This window comes from Acidimicrobiia bacterium, assembly GCA_035651955.1.
Classification (GTDB): domain Bacteria; phylum Actinomycetota; class Acidimicrobiia; order IMCC26256; family JAMXLJ01; genus JAMXLJ01.
The window spans coordinates 82,224-102,374 of sequence record DASRES010000090.1; the positions used below are offsets into that span (position 1 = coordinate 82,224).

General features: G+C 71.5%; 20 protein-coding genes. 4 read left to right on the top strand and 16 right to left on the bottom strand.

The genetic code is table 11. From position 1 onward, the window contains the following. Nucleotides 1-115: 115 nt before the first annotated feature. The 10 genes from VFC33_20195 to VFC33_20240 all read right to left on the bottom strand — a co-directional run bounded on the left by VFC33_20195 (nt 116) and on the right by VFC33_20240 (nt 8,613). Entirely contained in the window at nt 116-463 is a 348-nt protein-coding gene (locus tag VFC33_20195) for a rhodanese-like domain-containing protein (GenBank protein HZR15566.1), read from the bottom strand. Next, nucleotides 460-1,662 carry a hypothetical protein gene (locus VFC33_20200; protein ID HZR15567.1) on the bottom strand — a complete coding sequence of 401 codons (1,203 nt, stop codon included), beginning with the start codon at nt 1,660-1,662 and terminating at the stop codon, nt 460-462. The genes VFC33_20195 and VFC33_20200 overlap by 4 nt, the downstream gene beginning before the upstream one ends. After that, nucleotides 1,662-3,239 carry an AMP-binding protein gene (locus VFC33_20205; GenBank protein ID HZR15568.1) on the bottom strand — a complete coding sequence of 526 codons (1,578 nt, stop codon included), beginning with the start codon at nt 3,237-3,239 and terminating at the stop codon, nt 1,662-1,664. Before VFC33_20205 ends, VFC33_20200 begins: the two co-directional genes overlap by 1 nt. 25 nt (nt 3,240-3,264) lie before the next feature. Further along, nucleotides 3,265-4,071, bottom strand: a complete 807-nt coding sequence (locus tag VFC33_20210; GenBank protein ID HZR15569.1) for a M15 family metallopeptidase — start codon at nt 4,069-4,071, stop codon at nt 3,265-3,267. Next, nucleotides 4,068-4,364, bottom strand: coding sequence for an MTH1187 family thiamine-binding protein (locus VFC33_20215; protein HZR15570.1), 297 nt, complete (start codon nt 4,362-4,364; stop codon nt 4,068-4,070). Before VFC33_20215 ends, VFC33_20210 begins: the two co-directional genes overlap by 4 nt. A 14-nt stretch (nt 4,365-4,378) precedes the next feature. Further along, nucleotides 4,379-4,699 carry a hypothetical protein gene (locus tag VFC33_20220; GenBank protein ID HZR15571.1) on the bottom strand — a complete coding sequence of 107 codons (321 nt, stop codon included), beginning with the start codon at nt 4,697-4,699 and terminating at the stop codon, nt 4,379-4,381. A 12-nt stretch (nt 4,700-4,711) separates the two neighbouring features. After that, complete coding sequence (locus VFC33_20225) at nt 4,712-5,920, bottom strand: CoA transferase (protein HZR15572.1); 1,209 nt, start codon at nt 5,918-5,920, stop codon at nt 4,712-4,714. After that, nucleotides 5,921-7,084, bottom strand: a complete 1,164-nt coding sequence (locus VFC33_20230; GenBank protein HZR15573.1) for a CoA transferase — start codon at nt 7,082-7,084, stop codon at nt 5,921-5,923. A gap of 89 nt (nt 7,085-7,173) precedes the next feature. Then, nucleotides 7,174-7,977: a DUF4234 domain-containing protein gene (locus tag VFC33_20235; GenBank protein ID HZR15574.1), complete on the bottom strand. Its 804-nt coding sequence runs from the start codon at nt 7,975-7,977 to the stop codon at nt 7,174-7,176. 123 nt (nt 7,978-8,100) lie between these two features. Then, nucleotides 8,101-8,613 (bottom strand): polyketide cyclase / dehydrase and lipid transport family protein, encoded by a 513-nt coding sequence (locus tag VFC33_20240; GenBank protein ID HZR15575.1) that lies wholly within the window; start codon nt 8,611-8,613, stop codon nt 8,101-8,103. A 47-nt stretch (nt 8,614-8,660) separates the two neighbouring features. Here VFC33_20240 and VFC33_20245 point away from each other — a divergent pair, with 47 nt between their 5' ends. From VFC33_20245 to VFC33_20255, 3 genes are read left to right on the top strand one after another with little or no spacing between them, the layout of a single operon-like run. Further along, the gene (locus tag VFC33_20245) at nt 8,661-10,049 is read left to right on the top strand and encodes a cystathionine beta-synthase (protein HZR15576.1); all 1,389 of its coding nucleotides are present in this window, start codon (nt 8,661-8,663) and stop codon (nt 10,047-10,049) included. Beyond that, entirely contained in the window at nt 10,049-11,191 is a 1,143-nt protein-coding gene (locus VFC33_20250) for a cystathionine gamma-synthase (GenBank protein ID HZR15577.1), read from the top strand. Before VFC33_20245 ends, VFC33_20250 begins: the two co-directional genes overlap by 1 nt. A 26-nt stretch (nt 11,192-11,217) precedes the next feature. After that, nucleotides 11,218-11,829: a UdgX family uracil-DNA binding protein gene (locus VFC33_20255; protein HZR15578.1), complete on the top strand. Its 612-nt coding sequence runs from the start codon at nt 11,218-11,220 to the stop codon at nt 11,827-11,829. Nucleotides 11,830-11,831: 2 nt separating this feature from the next. Here the strand turns inward: VFC33_20255 and VFC33_20260 are convergent, their stop codons facing one another. After that, nucleotides 11,832-12,905: a DUF222 domain-containing protein gene (locus tag VFC33_20260; protein HZR15579.1), complete on the bottom strand. Its 1,074-nt coding sequence runs from the start codon at nt 12,903-12,905 to the stop codon at nt 11,832-11,834. Nucleotides 12,906-12,935: 30 nt separating this feature from the next. Beyond that, nucleotides 12,936-13,778, bottom strand: a complete 843-nt coding sequence (locus VFC33_20265; GenBank protein ID HZR15580.1) for a class I SAM-dependent methyltransferase — start codon at nt 13,776-13,778, stop codon at nt 12,936-12,938. Between the two features lie 113 nt (nt 13,779-13,891). Between VFC33_20265 and VFC33_20270 the strand changes: the two genes are divergently transcribed. Then, nucleotides 13,892-14,188, top strand: coding sequence for a hypothetical protein (locus tag VFC33_20270; protein ID HZR15581.1), 297 nt, complete (start codon nt 13,892-13,894; stop codon nt 14,186-14,188). 24 nt (nt 14,189-14,212) lie between these two features. Here VFC33_20270 and VFC33_20275 read toward each other — a convergent pair whose 3' ends face one another. The 4 genes from VFC33_20275 to VFC33_20290 form a co-directional block, all read right to left on the bottom strand. After that, entirely contained in the window at nt 14,213-14,977 is a 765-nt protein-coding gene (locus VFC33_20275; GenBank protein HZR15582.1) for a succinate dehydrogenase/fumarate reductase iron-sulfur subunit, read from the bottom strand. Nucleotides 14,978-15,002: 25 nt separating this feature from the next. Next, nucleotides 15,003-16,919 carry a fumarate reductase/succinate dehydrogenase flavoprotein subunit gene (locus VFC33_20280; GenBank protein HZR15583.1) on the bottom strand — a complete coding sequence of 639 codons (1,917 nt, stop codon included), beginning with the start codon at nt 16,917-16,919 and terminating at the stop codon, nt 15,003-15,005. A gap of 117 nt (nt 16,920-17,036) precedes the next feature. Further along, the gene (locus VFC33_20285) at nt 17,037-17,834 is read right to left on the bottom strand and encodes a succinate dehydrogenase cytochrome b subunit (GenBank protein ID HZR15584.1); all 798 of its coding nucleotides are present in this window, start codon (nt 17,832-17,834) and stop codon (nt 17,037-17,039) included. Nucleotides 17,835-17,922: 88 nt separating this feature from the next. Further along, complete coding sequence (locus VFC33_20290; protein ID HZR15585.1) at nt 17,923-20,067, bottom strand: hypothetical protein; 2,145 nt, start codon at nt 20,065-20,067, stop codon at nt 17,923-17,925. Nucleotides 20,068-20,151: the final 84 nt, after the last annotated feature.

Below are 20,151 nucleotides of genomic sequence, written 5' to 3' on the forward strand. Positions count from 1 at the left end.
TCGCGCAGGCGGGCCGTCGAGAGCGACGACCGGTGGCCGGTCCCGCGCAGGATACGGACATTCGCCGCGAAGGACAAGAGGCGCGCACGAACGCGACGACCGGGACACCCCCGGTTCAGACCACGTGGCCCGGCCGGTCGTCGTCCGTCACGACGGGTAGGCCTGCGGCCGCCCACGCCTGCATGCCGCCGGCGACGTTGCGCGCGTCGACGCCCCACCGGCGGAGCGCGGCGACGGCCTGCGCCGAGCGACCGCCCACCCGGCAGACCGCGAGGACCGGCCGGTCGGTCGGCAGGGCCGCTCGTTCCGCGGGGACGCGCCCGAGCGGGATCCAGGTCGCCCCCGGCGCGTGGCCCGCGTACCACTCCTCGGGCTCGCGCACGTCGAGGAGGACGGCGCCGCCGCGGACCAGGGCGTCGACGTCGGCGACCTCGACCGTGGGGACGTCCTGGCCGTTCGTCATGGCGCCGACCTCTTCCTCGCCCCGGTCTTCTTCGCCGTGGCCTTCTGCTCGCCGGTCTTCTTCTGGCCGGTCTTGTTCGGTGTGGCCTTCTTCGCGGTCGCCTTCTTGGCCGTCGTCCTCTTCGGCGCGGCCTTCTTCGCGGTGGCCTTCCTCGCCCCTGCGGTCTTCGCGACGGCCGTCTTCTTGACGGCCTTCGCGACGGCGGCCTTCTTCGCGGGCGTCGCGGCCTTCTTGGTCGTCTTCGGCGGTCGCTTCGCGCCCCGGGCGCCCTTCGTCGCCGCGCGCGCGGCCGCTTGGGGCTCGTCGCCGATCTCCGCCTCGACCGTCTCCTGCGACGCTTCGCCCGCGATGCGCGCGAAGCCCGGGAGCGCGAGCTCGACGCCGCGGCGGGGCGCGTCGAAGGCCTGCACGACGAACGGACGGGTCGCGCCGCGGTGCAACACGTCGCGCGCGCGGGTCGGCGGCGGGTCGCCCATCGCGGTGAGCGGGACGTACGCGCGGACTCCGTTGGTGCGCACGAACGCCCCGTGCGACGCGAACTCCTCGACCGATCCCTCCACCTCGTCACCGAGCGGGTGGTTGATCACGAACATGAGGAAGGGGTGGGGGTCGTTCACCGCGCCGGGCGGCGGGCCGGCCGAGCGGCTGCGGCGACGCTTGCGCGACGCCGCCGGGCGGGGCGCGAGCGCGTCGGCGGTCGCGGCCGCGATCGCGGCCGTCACCGCGCGGTCGTTGCGCGACTCCCGCGCCGCGGCACGCACCGCGCGGTGGCTCTTCGGTCCGCGCACGGGCGACCGCAGCGAGAAGATCCACCCCACCCCGGGGACGGGCTTGCCGCCGATCAGGCGGCCCGTCTCGAACAACCACTCGTGCTCGCCGTGGAACTCCTGGAACGAGTCGTTGGACACGACCGTCCCGCCCGTGCGGTTCGCGATCTGCAGGAGGAACCCGTCGCCGCGACCGATCGCGCCCGCCGGTGGTGACACGACGTCTCCCGCGGCCTCGGCCGCGTGGAAGGCGGGCTGCTCGGACTTGTCGATGCGGTGCTCGAACGACGCGTCGACGACGACCGTGATCGTGCTGTCCGGGTGCTCGGCCCGCAGCGCGTCCACCGCTTCGCGCAACTGAGCGAAGCTCGGCATCGTGCGGCCCTCGGTCGCGAGGTTCGAGCCGTCGATGACGAAGCGTGTGCGCGGCATCACACCTCTTCGTTCGACAGCCGGGCCGCCATCTCGCGCAACAGCCGGTAGTCGGCCTTGCCCGCGGCGGAGCGCTCCAACGAGTCGACGACGTGGACGCGCTTCGGCGTCTTGTAGCCCGCGGTCCGCGACCGGCAGTAGGCGCGGAGGGCGTCCTCGTCGGCGTCGCGTCCGGGGACGGGCTCGACGAGCGCGACGACCATCTCGCCGAGCCGCTCGTCCGGCACGCCGACGACGACGCAGTCGAACACGTCGGGATGGCTGCGCAGGACGAGCTCGACCTCCTCCGGGTACACCTTCTCGCCGCCCGTGTTGATGCACGCGGACCCGCGCCCGAGGAGCTGGATCGTGCCGTCGGCATCGACCGACGCCCAGTCGCCCGGGAGCGAGTAGCGGACGCCGTCGATCTCCTTGAACGTCGCCGCGGTCTTCTCGGCGTCGTTGTGGTAGCCGAGCGGGATCCGCCCACCGACCGCGATGAGCCCCTTCTCGTCCGAACCGGGCTGCACCTCGCGCCCGTCCGGGGTGATCACCTTCACACGGTCGTTCACCGAGAAGCGCGCGGGCTTGATCTCCGATCCCGCCGACGTCTCGTTGCGCGTCATCAAGCCTTCGGACGCGCCGAGCGAGTCGAGGAGGCGCACACGCGGGACGTGCGCGAGCAGCCCGCGCTTGGTCTCGGGACTCCACGTGACGCCCGACGACGTGATCGCGCGCAGCGACGAGAGATCCCACCGACCCGGTTGCTCGTCGAGCGCGGCGAGCAGCGGGCGCGCGAACGCGTCGCCGACGATGGTCAGGACCTGCACGTGCTCGCGCTCGACGGCGTCCCAGATCGCTTCCGCGTCGAGGCCGGGACGGTCGATGAGCACGACGGTGCCGCCCCCGCTGAGGGTCGACAACGTGATGAACAGGCCGGTGCCGTGCATGAGCGGGCACGCGGGGAGCGCGGTCGCCGCGTGCTTGCCCGCGCGCACGGCGGCGACGGGATCGGGCGGCTCGGTTCCCGGGCGCGCCATCTGCCACAACGCGACGTACAGGTCGTCGTTGCGCCACATGACGCCCTTCGGCATCCCGGTCGTGCCGCCGGTGTACAGGAAGACGAGGTCGTCGCCGGACGGCTCGCGCGCGCCGGACGCGCGCTCGCCGGTCGTCACGATCCGTTCGTACTCCTCACCCGTCTCGACGAGGGTCGGTCGCCACGGCACCGGGACGCGGTGCACCGCCATCCGCACTGGCGCGCCGAACTCCGGCTCGTACACGAGGAACCGCGCGCCCGAGTCCTCGAGCAGGTAGTGGATCTCCTCGGGCCCGTAGCGGTAGTTGACGTTGGCGGGGACGCAGCCGAGCTTCAGCGCGGCGTAGAACGCCTCGAGGTACTCGGGCCGGTTGACCATGTCGACGGCGACCCGCATCCCGGGCTCGGCACCGGCCCGCTCGAGATGACCGGCCAGACGGGCCGCGCGGTCCTCGAGCTGCGCGAACGTGACCCGGTGGTCGCCGCAGACGACCGCGACGCGCTCCGGCGTCTCGCGCGCGATCGCGTCCCAGACCTTCGCGAAGGCCCAATCCGACACGCCGGGCAGGATACGCGCCCCGACGTCAGTGGCCGTTGGCCGAGAAGTGCTGGTAGTCGCGCGCGCCGCTCCAGCTGCCGCCCCACCCCCAGCCGATCGACGCGAACGCACGGACCACCGCGTCGCCCGCGTGGATCATCCCCGGGAGCGTCAGGCTCCTGTCGGTCCACGGCCGGCTGACCGCGAGCTTCACGGAGCCGTCGGCGTGCACGTACGGGTTGCGCAGCGGGTTCACGTCCACGGCGAGGCCGTAGGCGTGCTCCGACCATCCCGACCCGCCGTCCGGCGGGCGGCAGTTGAACGCGGAGGTGTCGTCGGCCGCGTCGACCGCGTCGTCGTTGCCGCCGTAGGCGTCGACCGGCACCATCCGTTCGATCGGGAAGCCGAGGTCGAACAGCCGGTGGAACACGGTGACGATCGCGCCCGTGACCGTCGCATTCACGACGAGTCGTCCGGTGTGCACGCCGCCGTCGAACCCTCGGTACGACAGCGCCACGATGCGCAGACCGCTCAACGGCACCGGACACCCGGGCCGCCACGACGACTGCATGGACGCGGCCGTCGCCGGGTCGATCGCCGCGACCGACGCGGTGAAGCCGTCATTCGACGCCGACGACGGCGCGCGCGTCGTCGCGCTCTTCGTCGTCGGGACGGCCTTCGTCGTCGTCGTGGTGGGCGGTGCGGTCGTCGACGGCGGCGGAGCGGACGTCGTGGTCGTCGTCGTCGACGCCGGGTGGCGCGTCGCGACGCGGCGCGCCGCGTGCCCGTCACCGCTGCACGCGGACATCGCGAGGACGAGCGCAGCCGCCGCCGCGGCGGTCGGACGCCTCACTCCCCGCCGAGATGCCGCTCGACCGAGGCCGTCTTGGCGTGCAGCGCGTCCGCGTGACCGGGGCGGCAGTCGAGCTTCACGACGACGCTCACGCGCGGTGCGTGCATGCCGACCGCGTCGATCGAGCGCCTGATGACGTCCATCACGGCGTCCCAGTCGCCCTCGACGTTGGTGAACATCGCGTTCGTCTCGTGCGGCAGACCGCTGTCGCGCACCACGCGTACGGCGTCCGCGACGAGCGCGCCGACCGAGTCGCCCACGCCGAGCGGCGTCACGGAGAACGCGGCGAGCACGTTGTCGGTCGCGTTCACGTCGATCCGCGGCGCTTGCTGATCGCGTCGCGCACCTGCGTGGTGACCTCGCCGAACGTCGTCGACAGCGCGTCGGCGAGCGACGTGACCGCCCGGTTCGCGCCGTCGCGGACGTCGGGGTCGCTGACGGCGCCGTTGACGGACTCCAACGCGCGGTTCACGGCGTCACGCATGCCCGCCATCGCGCGCTCGACCGCCTCGCGGTCGGCCTTCGCCTCGCCCGAGGCGGCCCGCCGGTCGTAGTGGGACTTCAGCGTGCGACCCAGGTCGGTGAACGTGTCACCGACCCGGTCCCACGCCTGCTTGCTGTCACTCATCGCGACCACTCCTCACAGCATGAACCGCTCGCGGTAGTGCTCGTCCGGCTCGTACACCACGCCCTCGCGGCGTAGCTCGTCGATCCGTGTGTCGTCGTACCCCAACCACCGCATGATCTCGCGCGTGTGCTGCCCGACGAGCGGTGGCGGGCCGGCGATCCGGCCCGGCGTCTCGGAGAGGTCGATGAGCTGGCCGAACTGGCGCAGCCGCCCGAGCACCGGGTGCTCGTACTCCGCGGTCAGCCCGCAGGCGACGTTGTCGGCGTCGTAGAGCGCGAGCTCGCCGCCCTTCGGGTCGAAGGGGATCTCGTTCGGCACGCCGGCGTCGTCGAGCGCGTGCGACCACGAGACCGACGTGCGGGTGCGGAACCGCGGCTCGATCGCGGCGGCCAGCGCGTCGCCGTGCTCGTGACGCGACCGCATCGTCGCGAACCGCTCGTCGTCGAGCAGCCCGTCCAACCCGAGCGCGCGGCACAGCGCGGCGAAGTCGTCGTCGCGGAACGCGGCGATCTGGATCCACCCGTCCTGCGTCTCGTACAACCGGTAGAGCGGATCGATCCCGCGCTGCTCCTTGTCGAGCCGTGGCCGCGCGACCGGCTCGCCGTCGACGAGCAGCGCGTCCGACGCGAACACCGCGCCGCCGTCGAGCAGCGACGTCCACAGCTCCTGGCCCTCGCCCGTCCGCCGCTGCCGGTACAGCGCGGCGAGGCAGCCGACGACCGAGAGCATCGCGTTCGCGGTGTCGGTCATGCCGAAGCGGTAGTAGAGCGGCTCGTTGCCGTGCTGCACCGCGCCCGCCTCGTACTCGAGCCCGGCGACCGCCTGGTACAGCGGGTCGAGACCGCCGAAGCGCGCGAGCGGGCCCTCGAACCCGTACGCCCAGGTGTTGCAGTAGACGATGTCGGGGTTGATCGCCTTGCAGTCGTCGTACGCGATCCCGAGCCGCTTCGCGACGCCCGCGGTCATGTTGTGATGGACGATGTCGGCGCGCGCGATGAGCTCGCGCGCGACCTCGAGCCCCTCGGGCTTCTTGAGGTCGAGCGCGATGTCGCGCTTGCCGCGCTGGCAGCCGACGAACGGCTTGCCGATGCGCATCCCGTCACCGTTCACGGGTTCGACCTTGATGACGTCCGCGCCGAGGTCGCCGATGATCATCGGGCCGAACGGGCCCGCCAGGTATTGACCGAAGTCGACGAGCAGGACGCCTTCGAGCGCGTACACCTACTTGCTCCCCGTGATCGTCGCGATGTCGTCGCGCGAGTAGCCGAGGTCGCCCCAGATCTCGTCGTTGTGCTCGCCCGCGCGCGGCTGCGGCCCGCGGATCTCACCCGGTGTGCCGAAGAGATGGATCGGGACGCCGATCTGCGTGGTGCGGCCGAGGTCGGGGTCGTCGACCTCGACGACCATCCCGTTCGCGGCGAGCTGCGGGTGCGGGTCGCCGAGCGCCTCCTCCATCGTGATGATCGGCTCGATCGCGTGGTTGTTGGCCTGGAACTCCGCCACGAGCTGCGCGCGGTCGTGGTGCTTGAACGCCTCGCGCCGGCGCCGGTTGATCACCTCGCGCTCCTCGGGCGGCATCGACATGAACGTGAACGCGTCAGGCGCGTCCTCGAGCCCGAGGATCTCGTCCTGACTCTTCTTCGGCGCCAAACCGCTCATCACCGACGCGTGCACGAACTGGCGGTTCGCGCACTCGAAGATCATCTGCTGGTGGATGCCGGGCGGGTACGACTTGCCCATCAGGTCGTGGTACTGCGCGCTGGCGTGCTCGACCTGCTGCCAGATCTGCGTCGTGTACAGGAACGCGCCCTGCAGCAACGACGTCGTCACGTGCTGGCCGCGTCCCGTCGTCTCGCGCGCGATCAGCGCCGCGAGGATGCCGGTCGGGACGAGGAAGATCGTGCCCATGCTCGGCATCGGCATGTGGAGGAAGATCGGTCCGAGCCGCCAGCCGGGCTGGTCCCACTGCTGGCCCGAGCTCGCCTGCACCAGCGCGTCGTAGCCCGGGCGGTTCGCGAAGCGGTGGCCGGGCGGGTAGCCGGGCACCGACGTGTACACGAGACGCGGGAACCGGTCGTGCATCGTCTCGTAGCCCGCGCCGAGCCGCTCCATGACACCGGGCCGGAAGCTCTCGACGAGCACGTCGGCGGTCTCCGCCAGTCGGAAGAACGCGTCGCGGCCGGCGCCGGACTTCAGGTCGACGGTGACGGAGCGGCGGCTGCGGTTCCACACGTGCGAACCGGAGTAGCAGCGGAAAGGGTCGCCGCCCGGGGGCTCGACCTTCACGACGTCGGCGCCCTGCTCGGCGAGCAGCAGCACCCCGAGCGGGCCCGCGATGCCCCACGACAGGTCGAGGATCCGCACACCGTCCAGCGCACCCGCCATGCGCGCGCCTCCGCTCGTCGCTCGTCGGCCGGAGGCGTCAGCGTACGCGCGTCACTGACGCGCGCGTCAGGCGCAGGGCCGGGAGTCGCTCACGGCATGCTCTGGACGGCGTTCGCCAGCCCGTCCTCCCACGCCCAGTTCGTCTCGAAGTGACGGTTCCACTCGACCATCACGTCGTAGAGCCACCACAGGCCGTAGATGCCGCACGTCACGATCGTGACGATGATGCGGGCGACGTAGTTGTGCTGGCCCTTCACCCGCGACGGGTCGGGCGTCGGGACCGAGGCGCCGAGCCGCTCGTAGATCGCGGCGAGCTCGGCCTCGACCGCGCCCTCGTTCGCGTCGTGCTTCACGAGATCCTGGTCGAGGAGGATGTAGATGACGATGTGGACGATCCCGCTCGCGATGATCGACAGCACCGTCCAGATCACCGGGTCGCGGAAGTCGTTCGTCATCTGGCGCAGCACGCCGAGGTGCATGCCGATCCGGTCGAAGTTGGGTCGGAGCTCGTCGGCGAGACCGCGCGACTGCGCCTGCTCCCATGCGTACGTCGTCGCCGCGTCGAGGAGCTCGAGCCGGCGCCGGTTGTGGTCGCGTGAGCGCCGCACCAGCTGGTAGAGGACGTAGAACCCGTAGATCCCGCACGTCAGCAGCGTCCAGCCGAACGCGGTCCAGAAGTTGAAGATGTAGTCGGTCTCCGCGCGCCCCTGGTACGCGAGCCGGATGCGTTCCTTCGCGGGCGCGGCGGTCGTCGTGGCGTACCCGCCGCTCGGGACGGGCGGGCCCGGAGGCTCCGGGGGCGGCGGAGGGCCCGGCGGACCGGGCGGCTCGGGCGGGGGAGGAGGAGGCGGAGGGACGGGCGGCGGACCCGGCGGGGGCGGCGGCTCGCTCATGTTGTCCGCTCCCGGCCCAGAGGGCCGGGCCGCTCGGGCCCCGCTTCCGCTCGGCTGGAGGCTCGCTCGCTCATGGACCGCGAAGGCTAGCGACGCGCCGGACGGCTCGCGTGCATACGTGGGTCAGGCCGTCCCGCTGGTCTCCTGCGCCTCGCGCTCGCGCCGCTTCCGATGCCAGCGCAGACCGCCCTCGAGCGCGGCGAGCAGCGTGTCGTTGTCCTTCGAGAGCCGTTCGTGCACGTAGCGCTCGAGCCCGACGACCCGCATGATCGGGTTGAACGCCCAGTAGCGCTCGAGGAAGTGGACGCGCGTCCGGCCGTCGCCGAGGTCCTCGAGACGGGTGAAGCCCTCGGCGCGCGACCACAGCGGCTTGCCGATCGCGTCGTACTTCCACGACTCGTACGGCTTCACCTGCGTGAGCCACTCCCACGACTGGCCCATGCCGCCCGACAGCAGGAACTTCGGGACCGGGAACGTGCAGTGGCGGACGAGCCCCTCGCCGATCTCGTCGCCGGGATGGAGGATCTCGATCGAGCCGATCTTCGCCTGGGGCCGGTCCGCGCCGCGGTACCAGAACATGTCCCACACCTCGCGCGGCGGCGCGTTGAGATCGACTGCGTACTGATGCTCCTGCACGGGCGAGACACTACGTCGACACCGCGGCGGGCGCGTAGGGTCGGCGGGTGACGCCGGACGCGCCGCGCATCGCGGACTCGCTCCTGGACCTCGTCGGCAACACGCCGCTCGTGCGGCTCCGCAACGTGGCGCGCGACATGCCGTGCGACGTCGTCGCGAAGCTCGAGATGCTCAACCCGGGCGGCAGCGTGAAGGACCGGCCCGCGATCGCGATGATCGACGCCGCCGAGCGCGCCGGCCTGCTGCAGCCGGGCGGCACGATCGTCGAGCCGACCTCGGGCAACACCGGCGTCGGCCTCGCGATCGTCGCCGCGCAGCGCGGCTACCGCTGCATCTTCGTCATGTCGGACAAGATGAGCGCGGAGAAGGTGAAGCTGCTCGAGGCGTACGGCGCGCAGGTCGTCGTGTGCCCGACCGCGGTGCCGCCCGAGCATCCGGACTCCTATTACTCGACGGCCGAGCGGCTCGTGCGGGAGACGCCGGGTGCGTTCCGTCCGGACCAGTACTCGAACCAGGAGAACCCGCGTGCGCATGAGCTGACGACGGGACCCGAGGTCTGGGAGCAGACCGCCGGGCGCGTCACGCACTTCGTCGCCGGCATCGGGACGGGCGGCACGATCACGGGCGTCGGTCGCTTCCTCAAGTCGCGCAACCCCGACGTGCAGATCGTCGGTGCGGACCCCGCGGGCTCGGTGTACTCGGGCGGCACGGGACGGCCGTACCTCGTCGAGGGCATCGGCGAGGACTTCTGGCCGACGACGTTCGATCCCGCCCTCGTCGACCGCGTCGTGGAGGTGAGCGACGCCGAGTCGTTCCTCATGGCGCGCCGCGTCACGCACGAGGAAGGGATCCTCATCGGCGGTTCGGGCGGCACCGCGGTGCACGCCGCGCTCACGGTCGCGCGCGACCTCGACGAGGACGCGCTGGTCGTGGTGCTCCTGCCCGACTCGGGTCGCGGCTACTTGTCGAAGATCTTCGACGACCAGTGGATGACCGACTACGGCTTCCTGAGCGGTCCCGGTCCGACGTCCGGCGACGTGCTGCGGAGCAAGGGGACCGGCATCCCCGAGCTCGTGCTCGTCACGCCGGACGAGCCGGCACGACGGGCGATCGCGCTGATGCGCGACCTCGGCGTCTCGCAGGTGATCGTGAGCGTCACCAAGGACCTGCCGCTCGCGGCCAAGGAGGTGAGCGGTACCGTCAACGAGCTCGACCTCATGGACCGCGCCTTCCGCGATCCGTCGGTGCTCGACCGGCCGATCGACGACGTGATGGGACCCGCGATCCCGATGGTCGGCATCGGCGAACCGGTGGCGCGCGTCGTGCGGTGCCTGGACACCGCCACCGCGGTGCTCGTGCTCGAGGGTGGCCACCCGATCGGCGTGCTGACGCGCGCCGACGTGCTGTCGTTCCTCGCGGCGCGGAGTCCCGGCTAGTGGCGGACGGCTTCGAGACGCGCGCGATCCACGCCGGGCAACCACCCGACCCGGCGACGGGCGCCGTCGTGCCGCCGATCTCCCTGGCGACGACGTTCGCGCAGCACGGTGTCGGCGAGCACCAGGGCTACGAGTACGCGCGCACTGCCAACCCCATCCGCGCCGCGCTCGAGGCCTGCCTGGCGGACCTCGAGGGCGCTCGGCACGGCGCCGCGTACGCGAGCGGGCTCGCAGCCGAGGACGCGATCCTCCGGCTGCTGCGGCCCGGCGACCACGTCGTCATCCCCGACGACGCGTACGGGGGGACGTACCGGCTCGTCGCCGGCGTGCACGAGGCTGCGGGCGTGCAGTGGTCCGCCGTCGACCTGACCGATCTCGACGCGCTCGCATCCGCCTGGCGCGACGAGACGCGCATGGTGTGGGTCGAGACGCCGACGAACCCGCTGCTGACCGTCGTCGACATCGCGGGCGTCGCGACGTTCGCGCACGAGCGGGGCGCGCGGGTCGTCGTCGACAACACGTTCGCGACCCCGTACCTGCAACGACCGCTCGCGCTCGGTGCCGACGTCGTCGTCCACTCCGCGACGAAGTATCTCGGCGGGCACTCCGACGTCGTCGGCGGCTTCGCGGCGACGAACGACGACGAGATCGCCGCGCGTCTCAGGTTCGTCCAGAACGCGGCCGGCGCGGTGCCGTCTCCGTTCGACTGCTATCTCGTCTTGCGCGGGGTGAAGACGCTCGCGGTCCGCATGGACCGCCATTGCGCCAATGCCGGCGCGATCGCGCAGATGCTCGCCGGTCACCGATCGGTCGCGTCGGTCCGCTATCCGGGACTGCCGTCGCACCCCGGACACGACGTCGCGGCGAAGCAGATGCGCGCGTACGGGGGCATGGTGTCGTTCACGCTCGCGGGAGGAGAGGAAGCCGCGCTGCGAGTCGTCGCGTCCACGCGCTTGTTCACGCTCGCGGAGTCACTCGGTGCCGTGGAGTCGCTGATCGAGCATCCCGCGCGCATGACGCACGCGTCGGCCGCGGGGTCGCCGCTCGCCGTCGACCCCGCGCTGGTGCGGCTGTCGGTCGGTCTCGAGACCGTCGACGACCTCGTCGCCGATCTGGCTGCCGCGCTCGACGGGCTTGCCTGACGGCCGGCGCGGGTACGCGCGCGCCCGTGCAGGATTCGCTCCCGCTCGGCGACGGACGGAGTCTCGGGGAGATCGCGGCGGACGCCGCGGGGTGCCAGGACTGCGACCTCTACCGCAACGCGACCCAGACCGTCTTCGGCGAGGGGCCGGCCGACGCCGAGGTCGTCATGATGGGTGAGCAGCCCGGTGACAAGGAGGACCTGTCGGGCCACCCGTTCGTCGGGCCGGCCGGCCAGCTCCTCGACCGCGCGCTCGAGGGGGCCGGCATCGACCGCACCCGCGTGTACATCACCAACGCCGTCAAGCACTTCAAGTGGAAGCCGGCGGGGAAGGTGCGCCTCCACCAGAAGCCGAACCGCGAAGAGGTCAAGGCGTGTCGCCAGTGGTGGGAGCGCGAGCTCGGCGTGATCGAGCCGAAGGTGGTCGTCTGCCTGGGCGCGACCGCCGCGCAGGCCGTCTTCGGCCCGTCGTTCAAGGTCACGAAGCAGCGCGGCGAGTTCCTCCCGCTGCCCAGCGGGATCCTCGCGGTCGCGACCGTCCACCCGTCGTCGATCCTGCGCGCGGGCGAGCGTCGGGAGATCGAGTACGCGGACTTCGTGGACGACCTGCGGGCGGTAGCCGCGCGACTCGACTCGTAGCGCTACGGCGGTTCGGCGCGCGTGGTGCCGTCGGGTCGTCGGTGGACGGTCCAGCCGTGATGGATCTTGGTGTGGTGGAAGCGGCAGTACGCGCGCAGGTTGGGGAGGTCGGTGGGGCCGCCGTCCGCCCAGTGCTCCTCGTGATGGACGTCGCACCAGTCGGGCGGCCGGTCGCAGCCGGGCCAGGTGCAGCCACCGTCGCGGACCATGACGGCGACGCGTTGCGCGTTGCTGACGATGCGGGTCCTGCGTCCGAGGTCGAGGATCTCGCCGTCGCTGTCGCGCATGACACGGCGGACGATCGCGTCGCACGCCAAGCGGCGGATGGTGCTGGGTTGGACGGGCCCGACGTGGGTGAGGTCGCAACGAGCGCGGCGCGGATCGCTCGGCATGTTCCCTGCCAACGTGTCCGCGTCGATGATCATGCCGAGCTCGACGGCGACCGCGCTGCCGAGGGCGCGCCGCGCCATCTCGTGGAGCGCGTCGGCGCGGCGTTGCGCGGCCGTGCGGTCGGGATCGACGCTCGGGTCGAGGAACCTCTCGAGCGCGGTGACGAATGCCTCGCCGGCGACGGGGTCGAGGCGCCCGTCGAGGTGCACGCTGCCGTCGTCCAGCTTCGACACGTGCAACCGGCGCAGCTGCCACGACCGGTCGGGCTCGTCGCCACCTTCGACGTCATCCGCGATCGCTCGCCAGCGGCGCATCACCGTGCGGAACTGCTCGGACGACGTGGCGGTCGCGATGTCGAGCAGCGTCTCCTCGCGGTCGTTCAACAGTGCCTCGTGCCCACGCACGGCCCGGGCCAGGGCGTCGACCTGCGCGCACGTCACGTCGGCGTCCTGCAGACGTCTCGCGGTCCGTTCGTGACCGTGCACCAACCTGCCGCTCCGCAACAGTCGGGACGCCTCGGGGCCCGTCAGCCGCCCGTGGTGCACCAACCACGCGTGCGTCGACGCGGTGCCGTCCGCCGCCCACTCGCCCGACGCGTCGAGCGCGCCGACCGCGGCGAGCAGCGCGGCGTCCAGCCGCTCCCGCTCCGCCAGCAGCTCCAGCACCCGCTCCGATGTACCGAACATCAGTTCGATCATACGAGAGGGGTGTGTCACTCATCGGTGGAGCGGTGGCTCGTCGGGGACGGTCGCGCGCCGGCCGACCCGCAGCACGCTCAGGTAGTGGCGCGCCGCCCGGTCGCCCATGCGCGTTCGGATGCGCTCCGCGATGGCGTCGAGCAGCGGCTCCCGGACGTCCGGGTCGAGCCTCCGGTAGATCGACGTCGAGCGGAGCAGATCGGCGAACCCCGCACCGTCGAACCACTGCACGCTCGGGTACCAGCGCACGACGGTGGGCCCGAACAGGCCGCCGGGCTCGTCGTTGGGCGGCCCCCAGCCCTCGTCCGTCGCCCGCACCTCGTCTTCGAGTGGCGGATCGCCCCAGTCCGGGTTGCCGGGGCAGAAGCGCTCGTGCAGATCCGCCGTCTCCGCGTAGACCTCGGGCTCGCCCGGCCTGCGGACGACCAACTTGCCGAGCAGCGCCATCCACCCGCCGGGACGCAGCACGTCGCGCGCGGGTTGCCAGCCGATCGACGGATCGACCCAGTGCCACGCTGACGCGGCGAGCACGACGTCGAATCGCCGGCCGCGGTCGTCCCACTCCTCGAAGGACGACACCTCGACCGCGACGTTCGGGAAGGATGCGAGCCGCTCACGGGCGACGGCCGCCATCCCGGGACCGGGCTCCACGGCCGTCACCGCGCAGCCGATGGCGGCGAGCGAACGCGTCGCCAGACCGGTGCCACAGCCCACCTCGAGCACGGACGACCGGGCGCTCGTGCCGGTGATCGTCACGAGGTCCGCGAAGAGCTCGTCGGGATACGCCGGCCGCACGCGGTCGTACAGCTCCGGTACCTCGTCGAACAGCCGACCGAGCCCGTGTCGATCCGCGCTCGTCACCTCTTGATCATGACGCCGCTCGCAACGTTGCGGTCCGAGATTCTCGTTGACCTGCGGCGCGGGCGGGCGGACGATCGCACCATCAAACCCGCCGACCGACAGGGAGCACCGGCATGGGGTTCGTACAGATCATCGAGTTCAAGACGTCGAACATCGACGAGATCCGCAGGATCGGCGACGAGTTCGAACAGGCGACCCGGGGGAAGCGGACCGCGACGCGCATGACGCTGTGCGAGGACCGCGACCGTCCCGGCACCTACGTGCAGATGGTCGAGTTCCCGTCCTACGAGGAGGCGATGAAGAACTCGCAGCTACCGGAGACACAGGAGATCTCCGGCAAGATGCAGAGCCTCGCGGACGGCTCGGCGACGTTCCGGAACCTCGACGTCATCGAGATGCGCGAGCTCTGACCGGCGCCGAGCGCGTCGCGCGCCTCACGTCACCTGGGCCGCGAGCTTGCGGTTCTTGAACCTCGCCTTGATGTACTCGCGGTTCATCATGGCGATGAAGTCGATGGAGATCTCCTTCGGGCACGCGACCTCGCACTCGCCGTGCATCGTGCACGACCCGAACCAGCGCTCCATCTCGTCGACCATCGCGGTGACGCGCTCGAACCGCTCCGGCTGACCCTGGGGCAACAGGTTCAGGTGCGCGATCTTCGCCGACGTGAAGAGGTGCGCGGCGCCGTTCGGGCACGCGGCGACGCACGCCCCGCACCCGATGCACGCGGCCGCGTCCATCGCCGCGTCCGCCACCGGCTTCGGCACGAGCGTGAGGTTCGCCTCGGGTGCCGAGCCCGTCGGCGCGGTGATGTAGCCGCCGGCCTGGATGATGCGGTCGAACGCGCCGCGGTCGACCGACAGGTCCTTGATCACCGGGAACGCCGTCGACCGCCACGGTTCGACCGTGATGTGCGCGCCGTCGTCGAACTTCCGCATGTGCAGCTGGCACGTCGCGGTGCCGCGCTCGGGACCGTGCGCCTGGCCGTTGATCATCATGCCGCACGACCCGCAGATGCCTTCGCGGCAGTCGTGGTCGAACGCGACCGGCTCGCGGCCCTCGGCGACGAGACGCTCGTTCAGCGTGTCGAACATCTCGAGGAACGACATGTCCGGGCTGACGTCGTCGAGGTCGTAGTCCTCGAAGCTTCCCGGTGACTCCGTCGACGCCTGGCGCCAGACGCGGAGGTGGACTCGCATCGGTCTCCGTTCTACGGCGGTCTCGCTACTTGTAGCTGCGCTGCGCGAGGTGGACGAACTCGAACTCGAGCGGTTCCTTGTGCAGCGTCGGCCGCTCGCCGACGCCCTCGAACTCCCACGCGCCGACGAACGCGAAGTGCTCGTCGTCGCGCAGCGCCTCGCCCTCCTCGGTCTGGTGCTCGACGCGGAAGTGCCCGCCGCAGCTCTCCTCGCGCTGGAGCGCGTCGAGACAGACGAGCTCGGCGAGCTCGAGGAAGTCGGAGACGCGGCCCGCCTTCTCCAGTGACTGGTTGAGCGACTGGTCGTCGCCGAGGACGCGCACGTCGCGATGGAACTCCTCGCGCAGCTCGGGGATCTCGGCGAGCGCCTTCTTGAGCGTCTCCTCGCTGCGCGCCATCCCGCAGTTGTCCCACATGATGCGGCCGAGCTCGCGATGGAAGTGGTCGACCGAGTGGTGACCCTTGACGGCGAGCAGCGATCGGACGCGCTCGGCGACGGACGCCTCGGCCTCCGCGAAGACGGGGTCGTCGACCGGGACCACGGGCGTGTTGAGCAGCCCCGCGAGGTAGTCGCCGATCGTGTACGGGAGGATGAAGTAGCCGTCGGCAAGACCCTGCATCAGCGCGCTGGCGCCGAGCCGGTTCGCACCCTGGTCGGCGAAGTTCGCCTCGCCGATGACGTACAACCCGGGCACGTTGCTCATCAGGTTGTAGTCCACCCAGAGCCCGCCCATCGTGTAGTGGACGGCGGGGTAGATGCGCATCGGCACCTGGTACGGATCCTCCGCGGTGATGCGCTCGTACATCTGGAACAGGTTCCCGTAGCGCTCGCGGATCGTCTGCTCGCCGAGCCGGTCGATCGCGTCGGCGAAGTCGAGGTACACGCCGTTCTTCAGCGGCCCCACGCCGCGCCCGGCGTCCACCTCGCGCTTGATCGCGCGCGACGCCACGTCGCGCGGCACGAGGTTCCCGAAGGCCGGGTACCGACGTTCGAGGAAGTAGTCGCGTTCGGACGCGGGGATCTGGTTCGGCGCGCGCTCGTCGCCGAACTCCTGCGGCACCCAGACGCGGCCGTCGTTCCGCAGCGACTCGCTCATGAGCACGAGCTTCGACTGGAACTCGTCGCTCGCCGGGATGCAGGTCGGGTGGATCTGCGTGTAGCAGGGGTTCGCGAACAGCGCGCCGCGGCGGTGTGCGCGCCACGCGGCGGTCGCGTTGCTCGCCTTCGCGTTCGTCGAGAGGTAGAAGACGTTGCCGTACCCGCCCGTCGCGAGGACGACGGCGTGTGCGGAGTGCGACGTGATCTCGCCGGTCAGGAGGTCGCGCACGACGATGCCGACCGCTCGGCCGTCCTTCACGACGAGGTCGAGCATCTCGGTGCGGTTGTACTGCTTCACCGCTCCGAGGTGCACCTGACGCTCGAGCGCCTGGTACGCGCCGAGCAGGAGCTGTTGCCCCGTCTGGCCGCGCGCGTAGAACGTGCGCGACACCTGCGCACCGCCGAACGACCGGTTGTCGAGATGACCGCCGTACTCGCGCGCGAACGGGACGCCCTGCGCCGTGCACTGGTCGATGATCTCGACGCTGACCTGCGCGAGCCGATACGTGTTCGCCTCACGCGAGCGGTAGTCGCCGCCCTTGATCGTGTCGTAGAAGAGGCGGTACACGCTGTCGCCGTCGTTCTTGTAGTTCTTCGCCGCGTTGATGCCGCCCTGCGCCGCGATGCTGTGCGCGCGACGCGGCGAGTCGTGGAAGAAGAACGCCTTGACGTTGTACCCGAGCTCCCCGAGGGTCGCCGCCGCCGATGCACCGGCGAGCCCCGTCCCGACGACGATGATCTCGAACTTGCGCTTGTTGTTCGGTGCGACGAGCCGCATCTCGAACCGGTGGAGGTCCCACTTGTCCTCCAGCGGCCCCGCCGGGACCTTCGCGTCGAGCGTGATGTCACTCATGTCTTCTCGCTCACTCCCTCGCGCGACGGCTCGGGCCTTCGCCGTTCGCCGCCCGCGTCGTTCGTTCGCTGGCGAGCGCCTGCGCTCCTCCGTCGCTCCGGCGCCGCATCAGTGGATCACGCCGGCGAGGACCATCACCGGGAAGCTGACGTTGCCGACGCCGATCACCACCGCGAACGCGGTCGCGAAGTAACGCCGCCACGCGTTGAAGCGCGGGTTGTTCCAGCCGAGCGTCTGAAAGAGGCTCCACGCGCCGTGATAGATGTGGATCGCCAGCGCGACGTTGGCGACGATGTACGTGATCGCGACCGGCCAGCGCTTGAAGCTGTGCAGCAGGTTGTCGTACACGTCGCCGCGCACGAAGTGCGGGTTCGCCGTCCCCCACGACAGGTCGAGCAGGTGGAAGATGACGAAGAGCCCGATGATCACGCCGGTCCACCGCATCGTGCGTGACGCGAAGTTCGCCGCGACGTAGTCGCGCGGCGACTGGTACTTCGTCTCCCGCGCGCGCTGGTTCATCCGCGTCAGCTGGTAGGCGGAGACGATGTGCCCGAAGAACGCCGCGATCAGGATCGTGCGCAGGATCCACAGGAACACCGTGCGCGGGAGGAACGGCACCAGGATCGTCCGCAGCCACTCGGCGTAGTGGTTGAAGTCCTTCGGCCCCAGGTAGACCTTCAGGTTCCCGATCATGTGGAGCAGGACGAAGCCGAGCAGGATGATCCCGCTCACGGCCATCACGCACTTCTTGCCGATCGAGGACCGGTAGAACGCGACCGGCCACCAACCGCTCCAGCGGCGCGGGCGCTGCGGTGTGGGCGGGCCGGTCTTGATGGTGAGCTCCGATGCGGCGTCGGCGCCGGGCCGCTGAACCTGTGTCGACCGCTCGTCCGTCGTCTGGGCCATCGCTCTCCCGTTTCCCGCACGTCTCCGACGCCCGCGCGCGGTGCTCTCGCGCCGTGCGACCTGCTCAGAGGGCAGGCCCGGGCGAAAGCTAGCCCGCGCTCGCGCGTTTGAGCATGCTGAGCGGACGGCGCCGGGGACGGTGCGCGAGGTGCGCGAGGAGGGAGGCGCGGTAGCGGTTCGCGACCGTCCCGATCGCCTCGTGCTCGAGCACGACGACGACGTCCGACGTCGCGCCCGGTCCGGAGTCGATCGCGCCGGCGGCACGACCGACGAACGTCGTGGCGCGGGGCGCGACGTCGCCCGACCACGAGCGTGCGATGCCGTCGCGACCGACGACACGGAGGATCGCACCCTCCAGGACCTGCGTGGTCTCGTTCACGACGTGCACGTCGCCGGTTCGCGGGTCGAGCATCGGCAGCACCGGCCGGCACGCGTCACGGAGCGCGCCGTACGCGGGGCGCGGGGTCCCGTCGTCGACGACCGCGCACGTCACGCCGTCACCGCCCCCCGCGAGGAGGAAGTGGCAGAAGCCGACGGCCGGGCGGTCGCGGAGGCGGCGGATGTCCTCGACCGCGAGCTGCACGAACGCGGCCTGGCGGTCGCGTGCCGTCTTCGTCCACGCCGCGAACGACGACTGCGTGCCGGGCGGGACGAACGACTCGACGTCACCGCCGTACGGGCCGCTCGACGCGTCGCGGACCCACTCGTCGTCGGGCCAGCGCCTCGGTGCCGCCAGCACCGTCGCCGTTGGCGGTGCGGGTGCTCCGAACGCGCCGACGAAGCGCGCGAGCCGGGGCAGCGTGCGCAGCGTCGCGGCGAGCCCCTCGAGCAGCCCGTCGTGCCAACCCCCGACGAGGTGCGTGTCGGTGCCGACCGAGAACGGTCCGGGAGGGACACCGGAGTGCGCGTCCACCGGCCGGGTGGGATCGGCACGCCGGATCGCGCGCGTCACCGACCGATCGAGCACGTCCTTGTTCCACGACGGCAGCAACATGGACGCGGTCTGCGACGCGCGTCGGTCGCCGGCGTCGCCGTACGGCTCGTCGTGTGCGCACCAGGTGACGACGCTCGGCCGGTGGCCGAGCAGCTCGACCATCTCGCGCGCCTGGCGCACCGCCTCGCCGCGCGACGTGCGCGCGTAGCGGTGACGCAGCGGGAGGTCCTGCCACACGAGCAGGCCGCGCTCGTCGGCGGCGTCGTACAGCTCCGGCCGCGACACGTGCCCGTGGACGCGGACCAGATCGAGGTTCGCGTCGAGCGCGAGGTCGACATGGCGGCGCAGCTCGTCGTCCGTGGCCGTCGCGAGGAGGATCCGCGCGGGTGCGAGCGTGGAGCCGCGCACGAACATCGGCTCGCCGTTGACCGCGAGGCTCCAGCGTCGCATGCGGACCTCGCGGAACGCCGTCCTGAGCGTGCGCGCGTCGGAGCACTGACCCGCGACGTCGACCGCGACGTCGAGCCGGCACAGTGGCTGGTCGCCCAGCGCACGCGGCCACCACCGCGGCGGCCGGTCGACGTCGATCGTCACGCTCACGTGGTTCTCGCCCGTCGCGAGGGGCATCTCGCGCGCCGTGTCCGCGAGGATCGTCCCGTCCGGCCCGCGCAGCTCGAGCACGAGCCGCGCCGCGAGGGGTTCTCGACGCCGCTCGTCGTCGCCGGCATCGAGCGTCGCGGCGACGACGATCCGGCCGCGCTCCTCGCTTGCCTCGACGCACAGCGCGCGCACGCGAGCGAGCCGCACCGGCCCGGTCTCGACGACGCGCACCGGTCGCCAGATGCCGCCCGGGTTCGTGTCGAGCTCGGCGTAGACGCCCGTCAGCGCGCGGCGAGTCCCTCGCTGGCCTCCCGTCGGGCAACCGACCTCGACCGCGAGGACGTGGTCGCCGCGTTCACGGAGCTGCGGCGTGACCTCGAAGGTGTGCGGGAAGAACCAGCCCTGGGTGGCGCCGAGATACGCAGCGTCGAGCCAGACGTCGCCGTCGTAGAAGATGCCGTCGAACACGAGGAACGCGCGACGGTCGCGTGCCGCCAGGTCGGACGTGAACGCACGTCGGTACAGGACCGGGCCGTCGCTGCCCGCGAGACCTTCGTGCGCGCGCCAGTGACCGGGCACGTCGAGCACGAGCCAGCTGCGGTCGTCGAAGTCGGGCTCGGCGAAACGGTGGTGCAGGTCACCCGACGACTCCACCGCGCGCCACGCGCCCGAGAGGTCGAGAGGCGCGCCCGGGTCCACCCTGCGAGGTTAAGCGGGGTCGGGACCCGCGCTCGGACGACGCGGGACGGGTTCGCGAGACGCGCTGGTACGCTCGCCGTGTTC

Excerpts from the sequence above, each read along its gene's own strand:
- VFC33_20195 (HZR15566.1), bottom strand. The coding sequence starts at position 463 with ATGACGAACGGCCAGGACGTCCCCACGGTCGAGGTCGCCGACGTCGAC.
- VFC33_20220 (HZR15571.1), bottom strand. The coding sequence starts at position 4,699 with ATGAGTGACAGCAAGCAGGCGTGGGACCGGGTCGGTGACACGTTCACC.
- VFC33_20275 (HZR15582.1), bottom strand. The coding sequence starts at position 14,977 with ATGCGAGTCCACCTCCGCGTCTGGCGCCAGGCGTCGACGGAGTCACCG.
- VFC33_20230 (HZR15573.1), bottom strand. The coding sequence starts at position 7,084 with ATGGCGGGTGCGCTGGACGGTGTGCGGATCCTCGACCTGTCGTGGGGC.
- VFC33_20285 (HZR15584.1), bottom strand. The coding sequence starts at position 17,834 with ATGGCCCAGACGACGGACGAGCGGTCGACACAGGTTCAGCGGCCCGGC.
- VFC33_20235 (HZR15574.1), bottom strand. The coding sequence starts at position 7,977 with ATGAGCGAGCCGCCGCCCCCGCCGGGTCCGCCGCCCGTCCCTCCGCCT.
- VFC33_20200 (HZR15567.1), bottom strand. The coding sequence starts at position 1,662 with ATGCCGCGCACACGCTTCGTCATCGACGGCTCGAACCTCGCGACCGAG.
- VFC33_20260 (HZR15579.1), bottom strand. The coding sequence starts at position 12,905 with ATGTTCGGTACATCGGAGCGGGTGCTGGAGCTGCTGGCGGAGCGGGAG.
- VFC33_20270 (HZR15581.1), top strand. The coding sequence starts at position 13,892 with ATGGGGTTCGTACAGATCATCGAGTTCAAGACGTCGAACATCGACGAG.